This window comes from Microbulbifer sp. MLAF003 (genome assembly GCF_030012965.1).
Lineage (GTDB): Bacteria > Pseudomonadota > Gammaproteobacteria > Pseudomonadales > Cellvibrionaceae > Microbulbifer > Microbulbifer variabilis.
In genome coordinates, this window is the sequence record NZ_CP120232.1 from 2,130,810 (window position 1) to 2,155,781 (window position 24,972).

At 52.4% G+C, this 24,972-nt stretch carries 19 protein-coding genes; 10 read left to right on the forward strand and 9 right to left on the reverse strand.

The annotated features are described in order from the left end of the window. Window positions 1-70: 70 nt before the first annotated feature. The 4 genes from P3339_RS10395 to P3339_RS10410 all read right to left on the reverse strand — a co-directional run bounded on the left by P3339_RS10395 (window position 71) and on the right by P3339_RS10410 (window position 4,333). Window positions 71-439, reverse strand: a complete 369-nt coding sequence (locus P3339_RS10395) for a sulfurtransferase (RefSeq protein WP_282953332.1) — start codon at window positions 437-439, stop codon at window positions 71-73. Between the two features lie 129 nt (window positions 440-568). Next, a complete protein-coding gene (locus P3339_RS10400; RefSeq protein ID WP_282953333.1) occupies window positions 569-2,248 on the reverse strand; it encodes an alpha/beta fold hydrolase in 1,680 nt (559 codons plus the stop codon). A gap of 60 nt (window positions 2,249-2,308) precedes the next feature. Beyond that, window positions 2,309-2,926: a trimeric intracellular cation channel family protein gene (locus P3339_RS10405; protein ID WP_020413011.1), complete on the reverse strand. Its 618-nt coding sequence runs from the start codon at window positions 2,924-2,926 to the stop codon at window positions 2,309-2,311. Window positions 2,927-3,148: 222 nt separating this feature from the next. Then, window positions 3,149-4,333 (reverse strand): acyl-CoA dehydrogenase, encoded by a 1,185-nt coding sequence (locus P3339_RS10410; RefSeq protein WP_020413010.1) that lies wholly within the window; start codon window positions 4,331-4,333, stop codon window positions 3,149-3,151. 320 nt (window positions 4,334-4,653) lie between these two features. On the opposite strand from P3339_RS10410, the gene P3339_RS10415 reads away from it, so the two are divergent. The 3 genes from P3339_RS10415 to P3339_RS10425 are packed head-to-tail and all read left to right on the forward strand — an operon-like array spanning window position 4,654 to window position 10,466. Next, a complete protein-coding gene (locus P3339_RS10415) occupies window positions 4,654-6,099 on the forward strand; it encodes an efflux transporter outer membrane subunit (protein WP_282953334.1) in 1,446 nt (481 codons plus the stop codon). Continuing rightward, complete coding sequence (locus tag P3339_RS10420; protein WP_282953335.1) at window positions 6,089-7,318, forward strand: efflux RND transporter periplasmic adaptor subunit; 1,230 nt, start codon at window positions 6,089-6,091, stop codon at window positions 7,316-7,318. The genes P3339_RS10415 and P3339_RS10420 overlap by 11 nt, the downstream gene beginning before the upstream one ends. After that, entirely contained in the window at window positions 7,311-10,466 is a 3,156-nt protein-coding gene (locus tag P3339_RS10425) for an efflux RND transporter permease subunit (RefSeq protein WP_282953336.1), read from the forward strand. The genes P3339_RS10420 and P3339_RS10425 overlap by 8 nt, the downstream gene beginning before the upstream one ends. A gap of 21 nt (window positions 10,467-10,487) precedes the next feature. Here the strand turns inward: P3339_RS10425 and P3339_RS10430 are convergent, their stop codons facing one another. From P3339_RS10430 to phhA, 4 genes are all read right to left on the reverse strand, one after another. Beyond that, window positions 10,488-11,657 carry a cation:proton antiporter gene (locus P3339_RS10430; RefSeq protein ID WP_020413006.1) on the reverse strand — a complete coding sequence of 390 codons (1,170 nt, stop codon included), beginning with the start codon at window positions 11,655-11,657 and terminating at the stop codon, window positions 10,488-10,490. An 86-nt stretch (window positions 11,658-11,743) separates the two neighbouring features. Continuing rightward, entirely contained in the window at window positions 11,744-12,100 is a 357-nt protein-coding gene (locus tag P3339_RS10435) for an Lrp/AsnC family transcriptional regulator (protein WP_282953337.1), read from the reverse strand. Next, on the reverse strand, window positions 12,049-12,219 hold the full coding sequence (locus P3339_RS10440; RefSeq protein WP_282953338.1) for an Lrp/AsnC family transcriptional regulator: 171 nt from the start codon (window positions 12,217-12,219) through the stop codon (window positions 12,049-12,051). Before P3339_RS10440 ends, P3339_RS10435 begins: the two co-directional genes overlap by 52 nt. A 302-nt stretch (window positions 12,220-12,521) precedes the next feature. Beyond that, entirely contained in the window at window positions 12,522-13,328 is an 807-nt protein-coding gene (gene phhA / locus P3339_RS10445; protein WP_020413004.1) for a phenylalanine 4-monooxygenase, read from the reverse strand. Window positions 13,329-13,523: 195 nt separating this feature from the next. Between phhA and P3339_RS10450 the strand changes: the two genes are divergently transcribed. Then, complete coding sequence (locus tag P3339_RS10450; protein ID WP_282953339.1) at window positions 13,524-14,948, forward strand: TyrR/PhhR family helix-turn-helix DNA-binding protein; 1,425 nt, start codon at window positions 13,524-13,526, stop codon at window positions 14,946-14,948. Between the two features lie 7 nt (window positions 14,949-14,955). Here P3339_RS10450 and P3339_RS10455 read toward each other — a convergent pair whose 3' ends face one another. Beyond that, on the reverse strand, window positions 14,956-15,273 hold the full coding sequence (locus P3339_RS10455) for an Mpo1-like protein (RefSeq protein WP_020413002.1): 318 nt from the start codon (window positions 15,271-15,273) through the stop codon (window positions 14,956-14,958). A 143-nt stretch (window positions 15,274-15,416) separates the two neighbouring features. Between P3339_RS10455 and P3339_RS10460 the strand changes: the two genes are divergently transcribed. The 6 genes from P3339_RS10460 to P3339_RS10485 all read left to right on the forward strand — a co-directional run bounded on the left by P3339_RS10460 (window position 15,417) and on the right by P3339_RS10485 (window position 24,873). Beyond that, window positions 15,417-16,556: a CaiB/BaiF CoA transferase family protein gene (locus P3339_RS10460; protein WP_282953340.1), complete on the forward strand. Its 1,140-nt coding sequence runs from the start codon at window positions 15,417-15,419 to the stop codon at window positions 16,554-16,556. 188 nt (window positions 16,557-16,744) lie between these two features. Then, on the forward strand, window positions 16,745-17,110 hold the full coding sequence (locus P3339_RS10465) for a VOC family protein (RefSeq protein WP_020413000.1): 366 nt from the start codon (window positions 16,745-16,747) through the stop codon (window positions 17,108-17,110). A gap of 875 nt (window positions 17,111-17,985) precedes the next feature. Then, complete coding sequence (locus tag P3339_RS10470; RefSeq protein WP_020412999.1) at window positions 17,986-19,383, forward strand: tryptophanase; 1,398 nt, start codon at window positions 17,986-17,988, stop codon at window positions 19,381-19,383. 321 nt (window positions 19,384-19,704) lie between these two features. Further along, a complete protein-coding gene (locus P3339_RS10475) occupies window positions 19,705-20,397 on the forward strand; it encodes a TetR/AcrR family transcriptional regulator (RefSeq protein WP_282953341.1) in 693 nt (230 codons plus the stop codon). Beyond that, a complete protein-coding gene (locus P3339_RS10480; protein ID WP_282953342.1) occupies window positions 20,387-21,748 on the forward strand; it encodes an efflux RND transporter periplasmic adaptor subunit in 1,362 nt (453 codons plus the stop codon). The genes P3339_RS10475 and P3339_RS10480 overlap by 11 nt, the downstream gene beginning before the upstream one ends. After that, window positions 21,745-24,873 (forward strand): efflux RND transporter permease subunit, encoded by a 3,129-nt coding sequence (locus tag P3339_RS10485; RefSeq protein ID WP_282953343.1) that lies wholly within the window; start codon window positions 21,745-21,747, stop codon window positions 24,871-24,873. The genes P3339_RS10480 and P3339_RS10485 overlap by 4 nt, the downstream gene beginning before the upstream one ends. Window positions 24,874-24,972: the final 99 nt, after the last annotated feature.

Genomic DNA, 24,972 nt, shown 5'->3' on the forward strand with positions numbered 1-24,972 from the left:
GATTTTGGGGCAATGGGTTCAATGGTACTAAGCGCCTCTCCAGCATCAAGCCAAGCTTTCAGCCCCCCATTTAGGATGCTGACAGGCTTGTGACCAAAAAATAAAACAGGAACCAGGCTCGCGCGGCGAAACCCAGCCGGTTGTCATCATAGACGATGACAGATGCATCGTCATTGATACCAAGGCTGCGGGCATATTCCTGGAACTGGCCGCTGGTGGGCATGGGATGCCGCCCGCCAAAACGTTGCGTTGGGGCTGAGAGATCCCGGTGTAGGCTGGCGTAGTGGGCCCCAGGAATATGTCCCGCAGCGTAATCTCGAGCACCACTCTCCGGGTCAGCCAGCTCATAACGGCAGTCAAGGATTACGGGGTCAGAACTTTTTTGAAGTGTTACCAGGTCAGCTACTTCAATCAGTGCAGTATTGTCATCCGTTTGCATCTGCTCAATTCCCTTGGTTTGCCTGACTCCAGGTTGGCAAATTAGCTCAGCCTGTATTCTTGGTTTTTGCCAGCTGTTCTGAGTATGTACAGGCCTGGCTGGTTGAGTAGGTGGAAAGCCATGCTGTTGTTAATTCAGCTGGCCACTTTCCGAGGCTGCTGGTGGTTGTGTTGGCGATGCCACCGGGGGTTCGGAAGTCTGGTTTTCAGCCTCACTGGATTCTGCCTGCTGGTCCTCTTCTTTATTTGCCTCCTGCTCGGCGAGTTCCTGCTCACGGCAAGTCATGGTGGCCTGAGTTTGATCTTTTAGTGGATTGTCCAGGAAGCGGCCGGCAGCTTTCTCGGCGCAGCTGCTGGCGGAAATAATATCGTGTGCCAATTTGGGGAAAAGTAGCCACTGATGATTGGGTAGGGCTTTGCGTGCAGCATCTACATCCTCCGCAGCCAATACCGGGTCGAGACCTCCATGCAGCACCATTACCGGTGCGGGAGTTTCAATGGCCTCAGATTCCAGTAGTGGTGCTGAGGGAATCGCCCAAATACGGCACTGCAGCTGTAGCAGGCTCAGGTCTGAGCGTACGGCGCCACCAAGGATTCCGGTATTTTCGGCACTGGCGCGGGCTTGGTCAAAATCCACGAAAGGCGCTTCTTCATAGCAGAAATGGCTGACTCCGGCAGCATCGCCAAAATAGGGGTCAAGCACAATTTCCATAAAGTGACCGATGGCTTTTTGTGCAGGTTTAAGTCCTTCATCGCCACTGCTCTCCAGTCCTTCGATCATTTTTGGCAGTTCACTGTAGAAATTCTCGTTGTACAGTGCCTGGAAAAGCACTCGCAGCAAACGCTGTCCGTTCAGAACGAACGGGTAGGTCTGTTTTGAATAGCGGTGTTTGATATGGATGGTGCGGGGCTCCTCATCGAGGGTTTGCACCAGGTTTTCCAGTCTGCGACGGAGATCCGGGTAGCGGCTATTGCATTTTTTATCCTCAGTACAATGTTTGAGGCCGCGCTCATAAGCTGCCAGCGAATCCTGGGCTAGCTGCTGGGTGTAGGCGATGTTGGGAAATACCGCGCTGTTAAGTACCAGTGCGCGTACAGACTCAGGGTAATCCCGGGCATAGGTGAGTGCGTACCGGGTTGAATAGGAAACACCGTATAGGTCGAGTTCATCGAGCTTCAGTAGCTTGCGCAGCTCATCCACATCCCGCGCTACCACTGTACTGTTATATTGGGCCATATCGGCGCCTTTACTCAGGCGACTGTAGCAACGCTCCATACTGAAAGCGAAAACACGCGCCTCCTCCTCCGGTGAAAGCTTGCGCTGGAAAGCGGTCTGGGCATCATCAATAAATTCACTGCAAGTGAGGCGTGGCCGCGCCATGCCGGTGCCCCGGGGGTCGATCACAATAAGATCCCGGCCGTCTTCGACCGTCATGGCGGCGTAGTTTAGCCATAGCCAGTCGCTGGCATTCTCTGGTTCCAGGCCCATGCTTGCGCCGGGGCCGCCGGCTCCTAAGTGAAGCAGGGGCGGTTTGCTGGCATCGGGCTCTTTGGCGCGGAAACGGATAACCGGAAAGCGGATTTTCCGCCGTGTTGGATGGGCATAATCCTCTGGGACTTCCATCATAAAGCATTGGGTAAAGGGCCAGCTGTCGTCGGTTTCAAACCAGCAGGGCTTGGAGATCAAGCGAGTATGGCTCTTGGACTCCTTGTCTTTACCTGGTTTCGCGTCCGGGTCTGATCGCTCACAGGCGCTCAGCACCAGGCAGAGAAAGCAAAGTAGGGCGGAGAGCGGGCGAAAGTTACGCACTGGGTCTATTCCTGTGAGCAGTGTCGAATACTGATGTTTGGGTTTCGGAGTTGGCCAAAGTCAATGATTACCAAACCGGGCTATGGGGGCGGAAAGATTCCAGCGTATGGCAGCTAGCCTGATAGACAGGGTGACAAGCACTGCAATGGCCACCACCAAATCGCCTGGCAGTTTGCCATTGGCATCTAAAGCAACCAAAACGGCTGCGCCAGTGAGGGCTGCAGTAGCATATATTTCCCTGCGCAACAGCAAGGGAATATCCCCGGACAGCACGTCGCGGATAACACCACCAAAGGTGCCTGTCATCATTCCCATTACTATGGCGATAGTGGCGGAATAACCCATTTCGAGGCCCTTCTGGGTACCGATCACCACAAATACTGCAAGACCAATAGCATCGGCAAACATCAGTAGGCGCATGGGTACCTGTAAATAGCGTATCAGGTAAAAGCTGACCACACCGGTGATTACGGCAATCCACAGGTAGTAAGGTTCCTGTAGCCAGAAAACCGGGATGTTGAGAATGATGTCGCGGATGGTGCCTCCACCCGTCGAGGTGACGCAGGCGAGTACTACGGCGCCGAACAGGTCCATTTGTTTGTGTCCCGCGGCAAGCACTCCGCTGAAGGCAAATACCGCTATGCCGATCAGGTCGAACCAATGCAGCAGTTGATCCATAGTGTCTTTAAATCCACAGACTCGCAAAGCAGGGGAGAATAGCACTCCTTATTTGGCATGGGGAGAGAGGGGTCGACAGTGTGTGACAGAATCAACTGGTACGGAGAGAGAACCGTATTGAAATCGAATATTGAGATACCGAGCTAAAAAGCGGGAAAGAGCAGAGAAACGGGTATTGGCGCACCCGCCGGCAAGTGCCGGGGGTGCGCCTGTATGCGGGCCTTAAACGAAAGCCTGTAGTCCGGTCTGGGCGCGACCGAGGATCAGGGCGTGTACGTCGTGGGTGCCCTCGTAGGTGTTTACCGCTTCCAGGTTCATCACGTGGCGAATTACGTGGAACTCGTCGGAGATACCGTTGCCGCCGTGCATATCGCGGGAGATACGGGCGATTTCCAGGGCCTTGCCACAGTTGTTGCGCTTCACCAGGGAGATCATGGTGGGGTCGAATTGCTTATTCTCGTCCATGATGCGGCCAACGCGCAGGGAGGCCTGCAAGCCCAGGGTGATCTCAGTTTGCATGTCTGCCAGTTTCTTCTGGAACAGTTGGGTTTGAGCCAGCGGACGGTTGAACTGTTTACGATCCAGGCCGTACTGGCGAGCGGCGTGCCAGCAGAACTCACCGGCACCCATGGCGCCCCAGGAAATGCCGTAACGGGCGCGGTTCAGACAGCCGAAGGGGCCGCGCAGGCCGCCGATTTCCGGGAATTTGTTTTCTTCCGGTACAAAAACATTATCCATCACGATTTCACCAGTGATGGAGGCCCGCAGGGAGAACTTGCCTTCGATCTTAGGAGCCGACAGGCCTTCCATACCTTTTTCCAGTACGAAGCCGCGGATAATGTCTTCATCGTCTTTTGCCCAGACTACGAATACATCGGCAATCGGGCTGTTGGTGATCCACATCTTGGAGCCGCTCAGGCGGTAGCCGCCGTCAACCTTCTTGGCGCGGGTTTTCATGCCGCCGGGATCGGAACCTGCATCCGGCTCGGTCAGGCCAAAGCAGCCAACCCATTCACCGGTGGCCAGCTTGGGCAGGTACTTTTGCTTTTGCTCTTCGCTGCCGTAGGCGTAGATGGGGTGCATAACCAGGCTGGACTGTACGCTCATGGCGGAGCGGTAACCGGAGTCCACGCGCTCTACTTCGCGCGCTACCAGGCCGTAGGAAACGTAGTTGAGACCGGCACAGCCGTAGCCCTCGATCGTGGAACCGAGCAGGCCAAGTTGACCCATTTCGCTCATGATTTCCCGGTCAAAGATTTCGTGGCGGTTTGCCTCGAGGACTCTGGGCATCAGCTTGTCCTGGCAGTACTCGCGCGCGGCGTCGCGCACCATACGCTCTTCGTCGGTCAGCTGCTGATCCAGCAGCAAAATGTCGTCCCAATGGGCGAGGGGCTGATGTTTACTCATGGCTTGTCTCTTCTACTTCCGTTATTAATCTGCACCGGATGTCCAGCTGGTCAGGCTTAATGGATGCCTGGCCAACACCGATTGTCATGGGGACTATCGAAGAATCCCGCGGCGAATCCCGGTGACCATTCAGTTTAGTGTGGCGCATCATACCTAAGTAGTTGCGTTGGGGCACTCTTACGGACGGCAAAATTTCACAGGATTTTCCCCGCGGTTTGTAAACAAGAGTAAAACGCCTTGCCGGGCATTTTTTCGGGGAGATAATGCACGCAATAAATCTCTACTTTTAATGGCTTAAAACTCTTTTTCGGTGATATTCCTTGTGCTTTTACCGCGTTTTGGCAATTTGTATTCCCTTGCTTGCCAGCTGTTCTTCGCAACCTGTCGAACCCCCTCAATCGCAGGAAATTTTAGGGCTGCCGCAAACTTTTGGTGCTTCCGGCAGTGTGGCTCCGGAATTGCGCTGGTGGCGTAGTTTTAATGACCCCCAATTAGATCAACTGGTTCACTTGGCCCTGCAGGACAATCCGAGCCTGCAGGCCAGTTACTGGCGTCTTGAGCAAGCTGCCGCCGCGGCCCGGGGAGCGCGCTCGGGATTCTGGCCCAGTGTGACCGCCCAGGTGGAAAATACCGAGCAGCGCTATTCATCCGGTGAATTTACTGACCCGTCTAACGAGGGCAACAGCTGGAGCACCCGTATCGCTGCCAGTTATGAAGTGGATTTGTGGGGGCGCGTACGCTCCGGTGCCAGTGCTGCTGAGGCGGGCTTCCTGGCACAGGAACAAAACCTTCAGACTGCGGCTCTCAGTTTGGCTTCTGAAGTGTCTGCTACCTGGTTACAGCTGCGCGAGCAGTGGGGGCAGCGCGATTTGCTGGAGCAGCAACTTGAGACCAATCGCAAGAGTCTGAAGGTATTGGAGTTGCGATTTGGTCGCGGTGTCACAGATGCTGCCGATGTGTTGCAGCAACGCCAGCTTGTTCAGAGGTCAGAGCAGGAACTGGAACAGACCGAATCCGATATCGAAACGCTCAAGGTACAGTTAGCTGCTCTGCTTGGGACCAATGAGCCCCAATTGGAAGGCTATATCCAAGAGGCGGCAAGCTTGCCTGTATTGCCAGGACTGCCGGATACCGGTATTCCCTCCCAGTTATTGTTGCGCCGCCCGGATGTGCGTGAGGCCCAGCGCAACCTGCTTCAGGATTACCACTTGGCGGACCAGTCCTGGGCGGATCGGCTTCCTGTACTCAGTTTGTCCGCTGTCGCCAGTAATGGCACCAGTCTGATAAGCGATATTACCGAGAACTGGCTGATTGCGATTGCCGCGTCTATTGAGGGTGTCATTTTTGATGGTGGGGCACTGGCTTCCAAGCGAGATCAGCAGGGTGCGGTCTTGCAGGAGAGCTGGGCGCTGTATCGCAGTACGGTGAATGAAGCGCTATCAGAAGTTGAACAGGCCTTAATTCGCGAGCGCGCCATTGAACAGGAGCTTGGGCACCTGCGGGAGCGTGAGCGCCTGTCGGAATTGATTGCCCAGCGGCGCAGTCGCGCCTATATCAATGGCACTGTGGACTTCCTCAATGTTCTAACTGCGACGACCGATTACCAAAATCTGGCGCGTGAGGTGCTTTCCGCTGAACGCCAGTTGATTGAAAACCGAGTGACACTTTACCGCGCACTTTCCGGGGGCTTCCTCAGGAGGACCTCCCCGTACCTGAGCCAGTGGATCTGGAGCTGTACCTGGAGGGAAATTCTTAATGCTGAATAAATTCAATTGGCGCTTGCTGATGCCTTTAGTTTTGCTGGTTTTGGCATTTTTGCTTTCCAGCTGGTTGATCCGTGAGAAACCCACCGTGGGACGTGGTGAGCGCAAGGTGTCAGCACCGGCGGTGGATGTTGCCCTGGCAGAGCAGGGGCATTTTTCTTTTACCCTGAGTGCCCTGGGAACAGTGGCGGCGCGCGAACAGGCGGAGTTGGAACCGCAGGTGGATGGACAGGTTGAATGGCTTGATTACGATCTGGGGCCAGGTGCGGTTCTGCCAAAAGGTAAGGTGCTGCTTCGTATAGAGCAGGAACCCTATCAGCTGGCGCTAAAAACTGCTCAAAGTACCCTTGCCAAAAGCCGAGCGGAACTCCAGCAGGAGCGTGGCCAGCAGCAGGTGGCTTTGGAGGAATATGAGCTGCTTGGCACAACTCTCTCAGATGCCGACCGCGCACTGGTGCTACGTGAACCCCAGCAGGCCGCTGCCGAGGCTGGCGTGGAGGCTGCAGAGGCCGATGTCGCACTTGCCCAGCGCAACCTCCGTCTCACTCAGGTCCGAGCGCCTTTCGATGCACTTGTAGTGAGTCGCAGTGTGGATGTGGGTGATCGGGTATCTCCCGGGGATACGCTTTATAGCCTGGCCAGTGCCGATCGCTTCCAGATTGCTGTGGAAGTGCCAGCCTCTCAGCTGTATCGCCTGAATAGCAGTGATATTGAAGTGCGTATTTATGGCAGCCAATGGCCCGCAGGTATTTATCGTCGTGGTGAATTCGTTCGCGTGATTCCAGTGTTGGAAGAGCAGGGCAGGCTTGCCAGTGTGTTGGTGGAATTAGACGACCCGCTATCTGTTCAGGATCCATCGCAGCCCCAGTTGTTACTGAATGATCTCGCGCGGGTCGAGATTGTTTCCCAAAGTGCGCAGGAGCGTGTGCGGATTCCATTAAGCGCACTACAGGATGGCGATAACGTATGGGTAGTGCGGGATAACCGCACTGCGGTTTTGCCGGTTGAAGTGGCTTATACCAGCGGGGATTACGCAGTACTGGAGAAAGGTCTCAGTGGGGGTGAAACTCTGGTGACTACGCGCCTGATTACAGTGACCGAGGGAATGCCCGTGCGGATCGCTGGAGAGATTAACCTGTCCCGTCTGCCACCGGCAGATGCAGCGGCCTCAGCCGAAAATTCCACCAGAAAAGGCCCTCGTGGCGGAGGCGCGAATGAATGAGCTGAGAGTGGAAGACGGAGGTATCGATACCAAAACGGGCGCCATCGCCTGGATGGCGCGAAATCATGTCACCGCAAACTTGCTGATGCTGGTGTTTCTTGTCGGCGGGCTGATATTTTCCGTGATCGTCAAGAAAGAGGTTTTTCCTGAATTCAGTTTGGACTTGGTCAGCGTTTCCATTTCTTATCCTGGCGCCAGTCCGGAGGAAGTTGAACGCGGGGTGCTGGTAGCGGCCGAGCAGGCGGTGCAGGGCTTGGTGGGTATTAAGGAGATGCGTGGCAGTGCCCGGGAAGGCTCTGCCGTACTCAACCTGGAGCTGGAAGGTGATGCCGACGCCAATCTTGTCTATCAAAATATCCAACAGGCGATCGATTCGGTAACGACATTTCCCGCCGATATTGAGCGGCCCCAGGTGAACCTGGCCGAACGCAAGCGCGATGTATTGGATCTGGTCCTCCATGGCAACCTGGATGAGCGGAGCCTGCGCGCACTTGCCATGCAGGTATATGACAAATTGGAGGCCCACAGTGGCATAACCCAGCTGGAGGCCCAGGGCGTCCGCGATTTGGAAGTGGCGGTGGAAATACACCGTGACGACCTGCGCCGCTATGACCTGACCCTGGCCCAGGTGGCCACAATTGTTCAAAACGCTGCAGTGGATATTCCCACCGGTAGTGTTAAAACCGATGCCGGTGAAATTCTGGTGCGGGTTACCGAACGGCGTGATTGGGCGCGGGAATTTGGCGATATTGTTGTTACCCAGGGTGGTGGCGGTGGCGCGGTTTATTTGCGTGATATCGCTACTGTCAGCGATGCCCTCGAGGATGAGGCCCGCAATATGGTGTTTAACGGTGAGCCGGCCGTTGGTATCAAAATTTATCGGGTGGGAGACCAGACTCCACTGAGTGTGAGCGATGCTGCAAGGGAAGTTATTGATGAGGTTCGGGCGTCGTTGCCGCAGGGAGTGAGCCTCACTATCCGCGATGATGATTCCGAGATTTTTAAGGAGCGCTTATCGCTGTTACTAAAAAACGGCTTTATCGGTTTGTTGCTGGTTTTTGTTGTACTTGGGGCTTTCCTGGAATTGCGCCTGGCTTTCTGGGTAACACTGGGTATTCCAATTAGTTTCCTCGGCGCGTTGCTTTTCCTGCCCGGGTTGGATATTTCTATCAGTATGGTGAGTATGTTCGCCTTTATCATCGCCCTGGGTATTGTGGTGGATGATGCAATTATTGCCGGCGAAAATATTCACGAGTGGCGCCAGAAGGGTTATAGCAATTTACAGGCGGCAATTGCTGGTGCCAGGCAGGTGGCCGTTCCCCTGACATTCGCCATCCTCACCAATATTGTCGCTTTTATCCCGTTGATGGCGCTGCCTGGATTTATGGGCAAAATCTTTGGCGTTATTCCCTTCGTTGTGGGCTCGGTATTTATTATCTCCTGGGTTGAAGCACTGTTTATTCTTCCCGCGCATCTGGCCCATTCGCGCCGAGGCTATAACAGTCCGCGGGCGCAACGTTTTGCAGCCCGCCAGGAGAGATTGGCTCGTGGCCTGGATCGATTTGTACAGGAGCGATTCCGCCCGTTGCTTGAAGCCTGTGTGCGACACCGATACACCACTATCGCTATTGCCATTTCCACGCTGCTGGTAGTTGGTGGCTATGCCGCCAGTGGTCGTATGGGCTTTACGTTGATGCCCAGGGTAGAGCGGGATTCCGGTCGCTTTGCGGTGACTTTCCCCACGGGAACAGCGCAACACCAGCTGGAGAAAGCCAGATCCCAGATTATTGCCGGTGGCAACAAGGTTCTGGAGCAATACGATCGCGACGCTGTATTTCTCGGTAATCGCGGTTTGATGGGAGATGACTCAGTCCAGGTGGACTTTTTCTTCGTGCCATCGGATCAGCGAGAATTTTCCACCGGTGAGTTTGTCCGTGCCTGGCGGAAAGAAGTTGGTGTAATTGCCGGAGCTTTAAGTGCGACTACGGCCTCCGATCGGGGAGGGCCCGGCGCAGGTTCTTCTCTCACGGTTGAGCTGCGCCATATCGATACAGCAGTCCTGGATCAGGCGGCGGCGCGATTGGGGGCCGAGCTGGCAAAATTTCCCAATGTCAGCGATATCGATGCGGGCGTTACCCTGGGAAAAACCCAGCTTGACCTGACACTTACTGAAACCGCCAAGAGTCTGGGCTTGTCGGCTGAGGAGATTGGCCGGCAGATACGTGCGGCTCTCTATGGTGATGAGGCGCTGCGGCAACAGCGCGGCCGAGATCAGGTCAAGGTCATGGTGCGTTTGCCGGAGAGCGAGCGTGTCAGTATGGATGACGTCAATAACATTATGATTCGCGCGGGCAGCGGTCTATGGATGCCTCTTACGGATCTCGTGGTTATCGATAAGGGGCGCGCTTATGCAACTATTAACCGTCGTGCTGGGCGCCGGGTGCTGACTGCCTCTGCCAATGTAGAGCCCAGTGATCAGGCGGCACTGGTCATCAATGAGCTGGATCGCAGTGTTATTCCGCAGCTGCAAGCAGAATTTCCCGGTCTTACTATTTCGTACGAAGGGCGTCAGGCGGATGAGCGCGAAGGGCTCGCTTCCCTTGGCCTGACATTCCTGCTGGCTATGGCTGTGCTTTATCTGTTGCTGGCAATTCCCTTGAAAAGTTATATGCAGCCATTAATTGTGATGGTGGCGATTCCCTTTGGGGTTATTGGTGCAATCCTGGGGCACTTGGTCATGGGGTATGGCATGAGCATGGTGAGCTTGTTGGGGATGGTCGCTCTTGCTGGTGTTGTGATTAACGATACCCTGGTAATGATCGAGTACAGTAATCGCCTGCGAGAGGAAGGCGTTGATGTTGAGACTGCAATCAAGCGTGCGGCAGCGCGCCGTTTCCGACCGATTGTTTTAACCACGGTAACCACTTTCTGTGGCTTAATGCCGATGATTTTTGAAACCTCGGTTCAGGCGAAATTTATGATTCCAATGGCCATTTCCCTGGGCTATGGAATCCTTGCAGCTACGGCCATTTCACTTTTATTGGTGCCCTGCTTGTACCTGATGTTTGGGAAAGACATCCCCCGTCTATTTAGCGCCCTGAAAAACGCCCTTGAGTCATTTACTGGCACCGCTCGAGCCGGAAATTAAATACAAGCCAGCTGCGCAAGGTTAATCCCTGCGCAGCTCGTCTTTGATTGCGATGGGATTGGGAAAATTCATCACCACGATATAAGAGGAGACCAGGAAGGTAATAATTGCCGTAGCTTGAATTAAGTGAGAGGCAGCGCTGCCGATTAGGTTCTGGCTATAGGCAAGTAAGGCGATGAGTAGGGAAAACTCGCTGATTTGCCCCAGGCGGAAGCCAATATCCCAGGCCAGAACTTTAAGCTCGCTCTGGTTGCCCAGCAAATAGCGGAAAATCACCGGTTTTGCCAATAAAACTACCGTAGCAGTGACTATTGCCGGCACCAGGATTTCCGGCAGCATGGCCAGTTTGAATTGAGCTCCAAGGCTGAAGAAAAATAGGATTAGAAAGAAGTCCCGTAATGGTTTCAGGTTTAGGGCGATATATTGGGAAATCCGGCTGGCAGCAAGAGTAATACCGGCAATAAAGGCACCAATTTCTCGCGATAATCCTAGTGATTCCCCCAGCTCAGCCATCCCCATGCACCAGCCCAGGGCCATCAGGAAAATATACTCGTGGAATCGATCGAAACGGCTGAACAGCGGTAGTAAAAGATATTTCACAACTACCCAGGCGAATAGCACCATCAGAGGCAGTGAGCCAAAAGAGAGTGCAATTTGTCCCAGATGCATATCCCCGGTGCTGTCGCTGAGCAGGATCATTAAGCAGACGATGGCGACAAAATCCTGGAAAAGTAGCAGCCCCACCATCAACTCACCCAAGTGTTTATGGTGCAGTACTGTTGTGGGCAGTAGCTTGATACCGATAATGGTGCTGGAAAACATCAGGGCCATGCCGATTACCCAGCTCTCTGTGGTGGTAAAACCAAATAGCTCACCGATACAAAAGCCCAGTCCGAGAAAGATTGCGCAACTCACAATTCCAACGAAGGTAGCTTTTCGCAGTACTGAGATCAGGGCCTGCGGCTGCATGTCTAATCCAAGCAGGAACAGCAAAAATATAATGCCCACACTGGACATGTCAGAAAGCAGACGCAGGTTATCAATCACTGCAAGCCCGGATGGCCCGAGCAGTACACCCAGGGCGATATAGGCGACCAATAGCGGCTGGCGGCCGAAGAGAGCCAGGGTGGCGAATATCGCCGCGCCACTAAAAATTAGAAAGAAAGACTGGAAGAGAGAGCTGTCCGCCACATGTCATCCTTGCGAGTGAGCGAGATTCCATCATTATCCATAGTTGTGTGGACAGCCGGTAGTCTTCGCCGATTATCTCCCGTGTATTAATCCTTGTTTTCCGCAGGGATCGGCAGTTCAGTAGTGCTCTTAATCTGCTCCAGGGCAAAGTTCGAAATAATATCACTGATACCTACACGCCTGATCAGCTCCTTATAGAAGCGGTCGTAAGCGGCGATATCACTGACGACTACCCTGAGCAGGTAATCGTAATCACCGGCCATTCGGTAGCAGTCTACCACCTCTGGCAGTTGGGCCACATGCTCGGCAAAAGCATCCGCCCACTCCGGTGTGTGCTGGTCAGTCTTTACCTGGGCGAATACCGAGACAGGTAGGCCCAGGATCTCCGCATTCAACAATGCAACTTTGCGGCGGATAATGCCGCTTTTCTCCAGCTTTTGCACCCGGCGCCAGCAGGGGTTTTGGTTAGACCAACACGCTCCGCCAGCTCCTCAATTGAAAGGCTGACGTCGGATTGGAGGATAGCAAGAAGTTGTCTATCAATCGCGTCAAGTGAGGACATAGTGCTACAGCGCTCCCAAAACTACGGGGTTCTGTGTCCTTGCACGCATTTTTAAAGCCGTCCGCTGGCATGCCGCCCCGAATGTTAGTTTGGCGTTCCGGGTGTAGGCAGAGCTGAAAGGTAGTTGGCCTCCCACTACACAACCTGCTGTAACGATAGGCTCAGGCCGATTGTGCCGGTAGTGGAATTTTCCCCAAGTGCAATGTTTATGAGAGTGGTTTGAGTAAATTTTCCATATGCAGGAAATAACGGGGCGGGGAGGGCTTTACCGGGCTGCAGTTTACAGCCCGGTAAAGTAGTGCTTAGGCGGCGTCTTTTGGCGGGAAGCGCGGTTCGAACAGGCCAAGCTCTATGGCTTCGCGTACCTTGGACATCAGGTCAATTTCTGTGAGGTCCTGTAACTGTTGCAAGCCATCCAGTACGTAATAAATCGGCTGTACGATGTCGATCCGGTAAGGTGTACGCAGAGCATCAATCGCAGAGAAGTCGTAACGCTCTGGTTGATTACTCAACGCGTACAGTGTTTCTTTTGGGGAGGACAGGATGCCGCCACCATAAATCCGCAGGCCATCTTTGGTATTGAGTAGTCCAAATTCTACGGTGAACCAATAGAGACGGGCTAAGTACGCGCGCTCTTTGGGAGTGGCTTGTAGCCCAAGTTGCCCGTATTTCTCAGTGAAATTGGCGAATGCGGGATTGGTGAGCATGGCGCAGTGGCCGAAAATCTCATGGAAGATATCCGGCTCCTGCAGGTAGTCAAACTCCTCCGGAGTGCGAATAAAGGTAGCTACCGGGAATTTGCGGTCGGCGAGCAGACCGAAGAATGTTTCAAAACCGATCAGAGCGGGAACCCGAGCCACTTCCCAGCCAGTTTCACGGCGTAAAACGCTGGAAACTTCCTCCAGTTGGGGAATGCGATCGCGGGGAAGGTCCAGGAGATCCAGGCCGTGCATATATTCATCGCAGGCGCGACCGGGCAGTACTTCCAACTGGCGCTCTATCAGGCGCTGCCAGGTCTGGTGTTCCAGATCCGTATATTCGATAAAACCCTGCTCATTGGGTTCGCGTGCTACGTACTTGGTGCCCTTCTTGGCTGCTTCTTTTTTCATGCGCTCGTCTCCTGCGGTCCACCAGTCCCCAATAAGTACCGGGTAAGCCTGGCCCTGCCGCTGAACCTTGTTGTTATGTCTCTCCTCTATTTTTAGTCAGGCAGATGCCTGGAGGGGAGAGTGGAGAGGGCTGTATTGCGCCGCTTGTGGCAGTCAATTTACACTTCTTGTAAAGTTATCTTTACAGGTGGACCGGTGAGGATTGAAATAACTTGTGCTAATCGAGTCGGCATTTTGCATGAAATTATGCAAATATTCGGCGAATATCGTATAAACGTTACCTCTGGGGAGCTCGGTGGTGATAGTGGCGACAAGGTGTATCTGCTCGCGCCGGGGATGCTTGGCACTCAGTACCAGACCATAGAGAAGTCCCTCTACAGGGTTCCAGGGGTGCAGAGAGTTCGCCGCATCTCACTGCTGCCATTAGAAAGGCGTTATTTTGAGCTTGATACACTGCTTCAACATGTGACCGACCCGGTTTTGAGTGTGGACCGTGAGGGCAGGGTGGTGGCTGCAAATCTGGCAGCGGCACGAGCTTTCGGCGTAAGCCTGGATAAGGTGCCGGGTTTGCAGTTACAGCGCTTTCTTCCATTAATGCAGGTGGCAGAGCTGTTGAGGGATTTTGCCGTTCCCCGCTTTGGTCTGCCAGTAGTGGTGCGTGGGCAAAATTTTCGAGTGGACTGGTCGCCCTTAGCGTTGGATAGTCCCAGTGATGTAGATTCCCTCGCGGGGGCAGTATTGCGCATGCAATCCTGGGATAGGAGTGTGTTTAATGCTGAGCTGCCCAGGCCTGTGGCCTTATGGGATTTCGACCTGCGCAGAGACAGTTGCCTGCAGTTGCAAGATATTGCTGAGCTGGCCTCCCCGTTATTGATCACCGGCGAGCGGGGTACTGGCAAGAGCACTTTTGCGGGTGCGGTACATTACCTCTCCCCAGCTGCTGCCCGAGCAGATTGCTACCGGGTTGTCCCCCAAGAAGGCCGGATGGAAGTCCCGTTGCACTTACGTTCCAGTGGAACTCTGATCCTTGAGGATCTTCATCGTTTGAGCAGTGAGGCACAAGTTTTACTCTTGCGTCGTCTGCGCTCTCTGCCTCCTTCCATTCGGTTGGTGGCCACCTGTTGTACCCCTAAAACCCTGCATCCTGCCCTGGCTCAATTATTTTCTTCGCTTTCTATAACTTTGCCGCCGCTACGTAATATGCGCCCCGCCATCTCACGTTTTGCCAAGACACTGCTGCGACAGGAGTGCCCGGACGAGGCGGACTTGGCTTTGGATCAAGAAGTCGAGAACTTGATTTGCCGCCACGACTGGCCGGATAACTTCAACGGATTACGTGATTATTTTGTGGCTGCTGCTGGGAATTGCCGGAGGCACGGTATGGACAGCATCGCCTTGCAGCATTTGCCGGATTTGACCGTGCAAGCCCAGTTGCCTTGGAAAGACTGGGGGCGAGGACTCAGCTATAAGGAAATGATGGAGCACATGGAGCGAGCATTGCTCAGAGAGCTGATTGCCGGGCGTCCTTCAACACGAAGGCTTGCCAAAGAACTGGGAATCTCCCACACCGCTGTAGCCAACAAGCTGCGTAAATATGGCTTGTCGGCGGACAAAAAATAAGCGTAGGTCAGCGCTCAATACGGCCCAGGAGCATGTCCTTAAACATCACAAAGTCTCCCAAAAAGCTGTAAAAGGGATACTTAAAAGTGGCTGGACGGTTGTGCTCAAAAAAGAAATGTCCGATCCAGGCAAATCCATAACCTGCAATGGGGGTAGCCGCGAACCACATAGGGTTAGCGGAAATGATTGCTGCAATCACGGTTGCAAAAACCAGGGTGGTGCCCAGGAAATGAAGCCTTCTGCAAGTGAGATTGCTATGTTCTTGTAAGTAGAACGGATAAAAGTCGCGAAAAGATCCAAATTTTTGGGCTTCTATAGCGGCCATGCTGCGCCTCCTTATTTTTATTGCGCACCTCAGTGTACGGCGAATTTTGCCAGCTTCCAAGTTGGGCGTGGGCGTTAAATATCTGTTAGGCTGCCGCAAAAATTTTTCCGGTTTATTCCCTGTATTAGCGAAACGAGGAAGTTATGGCAGGTCCGCTCGCGCATTTAAAGGTACTTGATCTCAGTCGGATTCTTGCTGGGCCCTGGGCGGGGCAGGTTTTCGCCGATTTTGGCGCAGAAGTGATCAAGGTGGAGCGCCCTGAACGAGGGGATGATACCCGTCACTGGGGCCCTCCCTACCTGAAAGATGGGCAGGGTAATGATACTGCCGATGCGGCTTACTACCTGAGCGCCAATCGTGGCAAAAAATCCGTCACAGTGGATATCACCACGGAAGAGGGCCAGGAGCTGATTAAGCAAATGGCAGCACGTTGCGATATCCTGCTGGAAAACTACAAAGTTGGCGGACTTAAAAAGTACGGTCTGGATTATGAATCCATCAAGGAAATTAACCCTGGTGTCATTTATTGCTCCATCACCGGCTTCGGCCAGACTGGCCCCTACAAGAATCGTGCTGGTTATGATGCCATGATCCAGGGTATGGGTGGCCTGATGAGCATTACCGGAGTGCCGGAAGGCCAGCCTGGTGCCGGTCCGCAAAAAGTGGGGGTGGCGGTTGCCGACCTGATGACTGGTATGTATGCCGTGTCCTCCGTGCTAGCGGCGGTGGTGCATCGCCAACAGACCGGAGTGGGACAGCATATCGATTTGGCCTTATTGGATACCCAGGTGGCCTGGCTTGCCAACCAAGCGCAAAACTATCTCACCTCTGGTAAAAGCCCGGAGCGGCAGGGCACTGGCCACCCCAATATCGTGCCTTACCAAGCAGTACCCTCAAAAGACGGCTATTTTATGTTGGCGGTAGGCAACGACGATCAGTTCAAACGCTTCTGTACGATCGCTGGCATTGAGCAGCTAGCAGATAATCCTGCCTATGCCACCAACTCTGCGCGAGTGATTGCCCGTGAGGAACTGATACCGCAAATAGAGGAGACGACTCGCCAGCAAAGCTCTGCCTGGTGGCTCGAAAAACTCAGCGATGATCATGTACCTTGTGGACCGATTAATACATTGGAAGAGGTCTTTACCGACCCTCAGGTTCAAGCCCGTGGCATGGTGATTGAGCAGGATCATCCGGAAGCCGGTAAGGTAAAAACCGTGCGTAACCCGGTTATCTTTTCTGAGACTGCCCTCGACTATCGGCAAGCCCCCCGTATTGGGTGAGCATACTGAAGGAGTTCTGAGGGACTTCTTAGGTAAAGACGAAGACCAGATTGGTGCTCTGCGCCAAAAAGGGATTGTGTAGAGCCTCCTAATTGGCCGGTAGTACACCCTTCGGAATTGGGGCTCGCATAGCAAAGCGGTGCATTTTGCGCCGCTTTTCAGTCAGCTGGTTAATACAGGGAAGCGTTATGCAATTGGATCACTTCAACATTACCGCACCTATGGAGCAATTGATCCGCGTGCGGGATTTCTATACCGAGGTTCTCGGTCTGATCGAGGGTGAGCGCCCGAACTTCAATCGTAAGGGGTTTTGGTTATATGGGAATGGGAAACCTATTCTCCATTTGATTGAGGGAGAGGTTGCTAGTGAACAACCGGCTAAGCCGCATCTTGATCATGTAGCTTTCCATACGGATGATCTTCAACCTATTAAGGCCAAGTTGGACTCTTTGGGAGTCGACAGTAAGCAAATGGATATCCCGGGGCGAGATATGCGGCAGCTGGTGTTTTTTGATCCGGTGGGAATTAAGATTGAGGTGAATGCAAGAATATAGATCGAGGGTAAATAGGCAGTTGATAGGAGCGGGATGAAGGTTGTTTTCTCAACTAGTCGATAATTTCCTTTTTTAGTTATCTTGGTGGCTTTTACAGAAGATTATTTCCGATTATATTTAATGCTATTGCGCTTCTGTCTTATTCTATCCTTAGAGTTCCTCACAAAATCCAATAGTTTTCGGGGACATCTAAAACTCTCCTTAGAATTTATCATTTTTTAGCAGCAAGATAACTGGCAGGATGATACCCCATGTCGATCAATGGGTATGCTCTAGTCGGGCGCTCCATTTTAAAGTTTTAGATAATCCGGTTTTTATTTTGCGGTTATTTTCTTTGACTGTAATAGCCTAAATGATATTAATGATAAGGATTTTACTCAATATGAACTTGGATTATGAACGTTGAATATTTTTTTGATAAAAAATACAGCGCTCGTAAGCCATATTTTTTTCTGATAACTTTACGGAAAAAAAGAGGTTTGTTTGTTAGACAAAGTATAGATTTATATAACTTGGAAGCAGAAAGTATGACTCTTTTAATGTAGCTTATTGCCAAGCTGAATTATACTGGGGTTTTGGGTGGGGGCTAACTCAAACCGTTGGGCAGAAGGGGAAGCGCTTTAAAGCTAGCAGCTGTTCTCGTGGAAATTGGATTTGCTTTCAGCTAATTCAGAAAAGAGCTGGCGGTATCGGGTATATAAAATGAACATAATTTATGCCTGATAGCCGGCTATAAGAATAGTTTTCCGTGATGGCGAGCTCCTCATTCGCCTATTTCCCCCGTCCTCTGTACTATACCCGCGTTAAAACAGTGTGCGGTGTGACTAAGGATCAAGATTTAGTTCCCGCTGTCAGGACTTATAAGGAAAATAACGATGAAGCGTATTCCTGAACCATTCCGTATCAAGATGGTTGAGCCGATCAAAATGACAACCTTGGCCGACCGGGAAGAGGCTTTGGCGGAAGCTGGTTTGAACCCTTTCTTATTACGTAGTGATGATGTGTACATCGATCTGCTGACTGACTCTGGTACAGGCGCCATGAGCGATAACCAGTGGGCTGGCTTGATGTTGGGTGACGAATCTTATGCAGGTAGCCGCAACTATTACAATCTGTGTAAAGCGGTTGAACATTTTTTTGGTTATAAATTAACCGTTCCCGCACATCAGGGGCGTGGTGCTGAGCAAATCCTGTTCCCTGCGTTGATTGAGCGTATGCGCCAAGTGCGTGGCGGCACTACGCCGGTTTTTATTTCCAACTATCACTTTGACACAACTGCTGGTCACATTGAGCTGAATGGTGGTAAAGCGATCAATGTGGTGGATGAGCGGGCCTTTGATACCACTACTGCCTATGACTGGAAAGGAAATTTCAACCTGGAAAAGTTGGTTGAAACGATTGAAGAGCATGGGCCGAACAATATTTGTGCAATTATCACTACGGTAACTTGTAACAGTTCTGGTGGGCAGCCGGTTTCCATGGCGAATATGCGCGCAGTCTATGAGATAGCCACAAAATACGATATCCCAGTGGTGATTGACTCCGCTCGTTATTGTGAGAATGCCTACTTTATCAAGCAGCGGGAAGAGGGCTACCAGAATAAGTCGATCCTGGAAATTATTCGCGAGATGTATCAGTACGGCGATATGCTGACTATGTCTGCTAAAAAAGATCCAATGGTTAATATCGGAGGTCTGTGCTGTATTCGCGATCATGAAGAGCTGTTCCAGGCCGTACGCACACGCTGTGTACCTATGGAAGGCTTTGTTACCTATGGTGGTATGGCCGGGCGGGATATGGAGGCTTTGGCCCGAGGTCTTTATGAGGCAGCTGATGAGAGCTTCCTACACTACCGTATTAGCCAGGTAGCGTATCTCGGTGAGCGTTTGCGAGAGGGCGGAGTCCCTATCCAGTACCCGACAGGTGGCCATGCAGTGTTTGTTGATGCTGCCAAAATTCTGCCACATATTCCGCCGGAGCAATTTCCTGCTCAGGTTTTAACTAATGCACTGTACTTGGAGGCGGGTATTCGCGCGGTGGAGATTGGCTCTTTACTGTTGGGGCGTGATCCGGAAACAGGTGAGCAGAAGAAGGCGGATTTGGAATTAATGCGCTTAACCATTCCGCGCCGTGTGTATACCAATGATCATATGGATTATATCGCTGATGCCATTATTGAGTTGCAAAATCGAGCCCATGAATTGAAGGGTTTGACCTTTGAGTATGAGCCGCCGGTTTTACGACATTTCACGGCGAGATTTAAATCTCTCTGATATATGGCTTGTGCTCAGCAGGGGATAGGACCTTGTTGCCTTTATTAAGCCTCTCCCCTCTAAAAAGGCCCCTTGTGGGCCTTTTTTCTTTTCTTACAAAATCGCTTAGATCTTCATAGTGCCGCGAGATATCGTGGCCAACGCTCTCAAGCCTGCAAAAGGGCGACTGACCAAAAAAGGGAAGCAAGCCTAGTGTGCCACCCAAAGGGTTAATTGCCTTGTGCAGCCCAAAAATATGACTATTAGGTCGATTTTTTAGCTTGTTCTTATTTGAGGTCTGTTATTTAATTAATCAAGTGATTAATTAATTGGTTATTTAAGGTGAGTGAATCCATATCCAGCCGTGGCCGCGGACGGCCCAGGGATCCGGAACGTGAAATGCAGGTGCGCGAGGCCTTGATACAGTCTGCCTATGTGCTCCTGCGTGAGAAGGCCTTTCGCGATATTTCTATCCGCGAGATTGCCAAAGGGGCAGGGGTGAATTCCGCAATGATCAGCTACCACTTTGGCGGCAAGGAAGGGTTGATTATTGAGGTAATGCGAAGCCAATTCCTGCAGTACGGCCCTGCATTCCTTAATGTGGGGCTGGATGGAAAAGAACCTTCCTTAGATATGCTGAAGGAGGCGATGGCCAGAATGATTCGCCTTTACACTCGTGAGCCCTGGATTCCCAGGCTTATTGTTGACGAAGTGGCGTCTAAACCGGGCCGTATGCGTGACTTGTTTGCAGATAGGCTGGCATCCCAGCTGGGGCCCAAGCTTCGTGAATTACTGGGTGTGCTCAAGACAGCCGGTTGTCTGCGTCAAGATCTCGATATCAACTTGATGCCCATTTCTTTTATCAGCCTGATTGCATTCCCGTTTATAGCGGGAGACCCCCTGAAGAAAGTGTTCGCCTTTATGGTAGATGGGGATAACAGCGAGAAGTGGGTTGATCACACAGTACAGATGTTGCTCCACGGAGTAGCAAATACTTCTATAGCTGAACAGCAGGAGACAGGCGGTGAGAATTAAAGCCCAACTGGAAAAACAGATGAGCCGTCGCCTGGCACTACCTGCGCTGATTACCATTGGTATGTTTTTGGCTGCAGCGGTGGTGATGAGCAAGCGCCCACCGAAACACGATGGGATAGAAGCACTGATAACGCCGGTTAAGGTGGTGGAGGTGCAGGAACAGCAGTTGCGAGCTAAGGCTGTCGCTTACGGCGAGGTAAAGCCCAGTACATTTCTGGAGGCGAATGCTGAAATTAGCGGTCGGGTAGTTTACATAGCCCCAGAATTGGAGCGCGGAAATATTATTCCTGCGGGTACTTTGGTTCTGAAGATTGATGACACCAGTTATCAGTTGGCCCTGGCCCAGGCTGAGAGTGATCTGGCGGCTAACCGGGCTAATTTACAGGAGTTAGATGTAGAAGAAGCCAATAGTCAGCGCTCTCTGGATATTGCCGAGCGTGCGCTAAAGCTGGGTGAAAAAGAACTGGCGCGCAAGCGGAGGCTGGTAGCCAAGGGCACTGTCTCCCGCTCCACAGTAGATCTTGAAGAGCAAAACATGCTGCGCCTACGCCAGGAAGTGCAGAACCAGAACAGTCAGCTGTCACTCTTTCCCACGCGCCGCAAAGTAATCGAAGCCCAGATAGCACGCTCTGAGGCCCAGGTGCGTGATAGTAAGTACAACCTGGGACGAACCCAAGTGACCCTGCCTTTCGATGCACGTATTGGAGACGTCCATGTGGAGGAAAATCAGTATGTAGCCGGTAACGCGCGCTTGTTTGACGCCAGTGGCCTTGCGCAGGTGGAGATTGCCGCAGAGCTTCCTATGGTTCATGTGGCCCCACTGTTGCGAAACCTCAGGCCGGGAGAAGGCAGTGCTCCAACGCCGGATGATCTGCCCAAAATGCTGCTGGGCTTAGAGGCCCGCATCACCCTGGTCGGTGGCCCAGGGGAAAACGAGTGGCAGGGCAGGGTTGTTCGATTGGGCGGAACTCTTGACAGTACCAGTCGTACCCTTTCCGTTGTTGTTGCAGTTGACGATCCCTATGGCGAAGCCCTTGCGGGTGAAAAACCACCGCTATTTCGCGGTATGTATGCCCGCGTAGAGTTGCTTGCTCCTGCTGCGTCGGCACTGGCTATTCCTCGTCGGGCATTGCACGAGGGTAGGGTGTACCTGGTTGAAAATGGCCAATTGCGCGTTCGTCCTGTGCAGGTGGATTATCATCAGGGAGATACCTCAGTGATTCGTGCCGGTTTGAACCCCGGTGAGCAGGTAATTGTCACCGATGTAATTCCGGCGATTAATGGCATGGCGGTTTCTGTAGCCGGCGGTCAGCAGCCAGTGGCGCTGAGTCCAAGAGGTACGCAGCAGTGATTCGTTTTTTTGCCGGCCACCCTACTGCGGCCAACTTGCTGATGGTAGCGCTGATGTTGAGTGGCCTGTTTGTCCTGCCCAGTATGAAACGCGAAACCATGCCGGAAATCGATAAGTTTGAGGTGCAGGTTTCTGTTCCTTATGCCGGTGCTGCAGCTGCTGAGGTGGAAGATAGTATTTGTCTTCCATTGGAAGAGGCCACCGATGGGATTAGCTTTGTTGATGAGCGTTTGTGTGAAGCGAAAGACAACCTAGGCCTGATGACCCTAAAAATGCAAGAAACTGGTGATATGAACCAGTTTCTTGCGGATGTTGAATCTGCGGTAGACGGCATCGACTCCCTGCCAGCAGAGAGCGAGCGCCCGGTAATTGAAGAGCTGGGGCGTACTCAAGGGGTTGTCAGTATTGCTATTAGTGCTGACTTGCCATTGCCGCAACTGAACCAGATGGCAGAGCACTACCGCCGTGAATTACTGCGTGACCCCGCTATACCGATCGTCCGAATCTCGGGTTTCTCGGACCACCAACTACAGATCGAAATCTCTGATTACAACCTGCGCCAGTACGGGCTCAGTGTGATGGAACTGGCCAATATTATCGATCAGCAAGCGGTCGATATGCCAGCCGGCAAAGTATCTACACCGGATCGTGAATATCAGGTGCGCTTTACTGAAGAACGCCGCACTGTGGAAGAGCTGGAAAACCTGGTTGTTATTAAAGGTGATGATAGAGCTGAAGTGCGTCTCGGTGATATTGCGAAAATTTATGATGATTTTGAATTGGCGGAAGACAAGATTACTTTCGATGGCCACCGCGCAGCATTGCTCAATGTTGAAAAGAACAGCGTAGATGACAGCCTGCGCGTACTGGAAGCCGTAAGCACTTTTGTTGATCGCGAAAATGAAAAGTTGCCAGAGGGTATGAAGATGACCCTCACCCAAGATAGTGCTTCCATCGTCGCAGATCGCCTGCAAATGATCATCTCTAATGCCTGGCAGGGCCTGATCCTGGTGGCTCTCGCCTTGTATCTTTTCTTTAGTGGCCGCTATGTATTTTGGGTGGTGATGGGGTTACCGGTATCTTTCCTCGGCTCTTTTGCGCTGATTACTGCCATGGGTGTGTCCATTAATATGATCAGCCTGGTAGGTTTACTGATTGCCATCGGTATTTTGATGGATGATGCCATCGTGCTCTCGGAAAGCATCGCTAGTGAACACCGCGATGGTCTTTCTCCGCTCGAAGCAGTTGTCAATGGTACCAAGCGTGTAGCTCGCGGGGTGTTGTCCTCCTTCGCTACTACTGTGATGGTATTTGGTGGGCTGATTTTTATTAAGGGAGATATGGGGCAGGTGCTTAAGGTACTGCCGATTGTCCTGATTTCTGTTCTGCTTGTGAGCTTGGTGGAAGCCTTCTTAATTTTACCGGCGCACCTGCGCCATGCACTCGATCAAGAAAGCCGTACGCCAGCCTGGAAACAGGCTTTCGCTCAGCGCTTTGAAGGCTGGCGTGAGAGCATGGGCCGCGCGGCAGACTGGGCTGTTAAATATCGCTACGCCTTTGTTGGGGGTGTGCTGGGCCTGTTCTTTTTAACGGTGAGCTTGCTGCCTGCGGGGGTTGTAAAGTTTCAGGGGTTTCCAACTCTTGAGGGGGATCTTTTACAGGCCCGTATTCTGATGCCCCAGGGGACTTCTCTGGTAGATATGGAAAGCCTGGTTGATCGGCAGTTAGATGCTTTAGACCGGGTTGCCAATGAACTTTCTGGAAATGAAAGCGCACCCCTTGTAAATCATACCAGCGTAACCTTCGGCGTAAATGGAGATGCTTTTGAAACTGGGCCTCATGTGGCCACTATTAATGTGGACCTACTTGCAGCAGAGGGGCGCAATACCAGTATGGATGAATTGCGCCACGCCTGGCGAGAGGCTGCTGGTGAAACACCGGGAGCTATCGCCATACTTTACAAAGAGCCCGCTCTCGGTCCCGCAGGTCGTGCCATCCACTTGCGCCTTGCCGGGCTGGAACTGGATCAACTGAAAGCAGCCTCTATCCGTCTGCAAAACTGGCTGCGCGGATACGACGGAGTGGTGAATGTAGTGGATGACTTGCGCCCAGGGAAGCCGCAATTAACTGTAAAAATGCGTGAAGGTGCATACGCTTCCGGGTTAGATGCCAGCAATGTTGCGAACCAGCTACGTGCCGCTTACCAGGGTATGGAGATCGATGAAGTTCAATACCTTGGGGAAACCTATGAGATTCAAGTGCGTATGGATGCGGATTCCCGTGGAGCTCTTAGTCGCTTCGATGAACTGGTAATTATTCACCCGGTTACCAAGCAGCGGGTCCCTTTGATAGCCGTTGCAGATATTGAAATGAATCGGGATTATGCGCGCATTCAGCGCGTAGATGGTGAACGTGTTGTGAGCGTGTACGCTGATGTTTTCACCGAGAAGGCTAACGCAGGGCAGGTACTTGGGGATACCAAGCAAAAATTTCTGGAAGAGCTCACGGAAGAGTTCCCCGGTCTGCGTGTGGATATGCAGGGGGAGTTGAAGAACAGTGAAGTAACCGGTAAATCCATAGGGCGCGCACTCCTGATAGGTGCTATTGGCATATACCTGATTTTGTCTTTGCAATTCCGCAGCTATGTGGAGCCCTTTATCGTATTGGTTGCGATTCCGTTGGCGCTGATCGGCGTAATCTGGGGGCACCTGCTAATGGGGCAGAATATGTCTATGCCCAGCATGATGGGATTTGTTTCCCTTGCTGGCATAGTGGTGAATGATTCCATCTTGTTGGTGGAATTTGTAAAACGGCGAGTACGTGAGGGTATGGCCGTGCACAGTGCTGCAAGCCAGGCCAGTCGCGACCGCTTCCGGGCAATCTTCCTAACCTCGCTTACAACTATTGCTGGCCTCTTACCCCTGCTGTTTGAAACGAGCTTACAGGCCCAGGTGTTAGTGCCTCTGGTAACCAGTATTGTATTTGGTATCAGCAGCTCAACCATTTTAATATTGCTGGTGCTTCCAGCACTGTATGGGATACTGGAAGACTTTGGGTTTACTGAGCCACAAGAAGAGGAAGAAAAAGCAGATTCGTCTCATAAGGGAACAGTTGTAGTGGCATAGTGACTATATGCTTAAGTATAGTTAGTGGTTTCCAGGTGCTTTATATCTGCAGATAGCCGCGTGAGAGATCATTTGGCTTTTTTATAGGGCTTTGCGTGC

What these genes read in the sequence shown, in the direction of transcription:
- P3339_RS10395 (WP_282953332.1), bottom strand. Translation starts at nt 439, where the DNA reads ATGCAAACGGATGACAATACTGCACTGATTGAAGTAGCTGACCTGGTA.
- P3339_RS10405 (WP_020413011.1), bottom strand. Translation starts at nt 2,926, where the DNA reads ATGGATCAACTGCTGCATTGGTTCGACCTGATCGGCATAGCGGTATTT.
- P3339_RS10410 (WP_020413010.1), bottom strand. Translation starts at nt 4,333, where the DNA reads ATGAGTAAACATCAGCCCCTCGCCCATTGGGACGACATTTTGCTGCTG.
- P3339_RS10420 (WP_282953335.1), top strand. Translation starts at nt 6,089, where the DNA reads ATGCTGAATAAATTCAATTGGCGCTTGCTGATGCCTTTAGTTTTGCTG.
- P3339_RS10425 (WP_282953336.1), top strand. Translation starts at nt 7,311, where the DNA reads ATGAATGAGCTGAGAGTGGAAGACGGAGGTATCGATACCAAAACGGGC.
- P3339_RS10440 (WP_282953338.1), bottom strand. Translation starts at nt 12,219, where the DNA reads ATGTCCTCACTTGACGCGATTGATAGACAACTTCTTGCTATCCTCCAA.
- phhA (WP_020413004.1), bottom strand. Translation starts at nt 13,328, where the DNA reads ATGAAAAAAGAAGCAGCCAAGAAGGGCACCAAGTACGTAGCACGCGAA.
- P3339_RS10455 (WP_020413002.1), bottom strand. Translation starts at nt 15,273, where the DNA reads ATGGCCGCTATAGAAGCCCAAAAATTTGGATCTTTTCGCGACTTTTAT.
- P3339_RS10460 (WP_282953340.1), top strand. Translation starts at nt 15,417, where the DNA reads ATGGCAGGTCCGCTCGCGCATTTAAAGGTACTTGATCTCAGTCGGATT.
- P3339_RS10465 (WP_020413000.1), top strand. Translation starts at nt 16,745, where the DNA reads ATGCAATTGGATCACTTCAACATTACCGCACCTATGGAGCAATTGATC.
- P3339_RS10470 (WP_020412999.1), top strand. Translation starts at nt 17,986, where the DNA reads ATGAAGCGTATTCCTGAACCATTCCGTATCAAGATGGTTGAGCCGATC.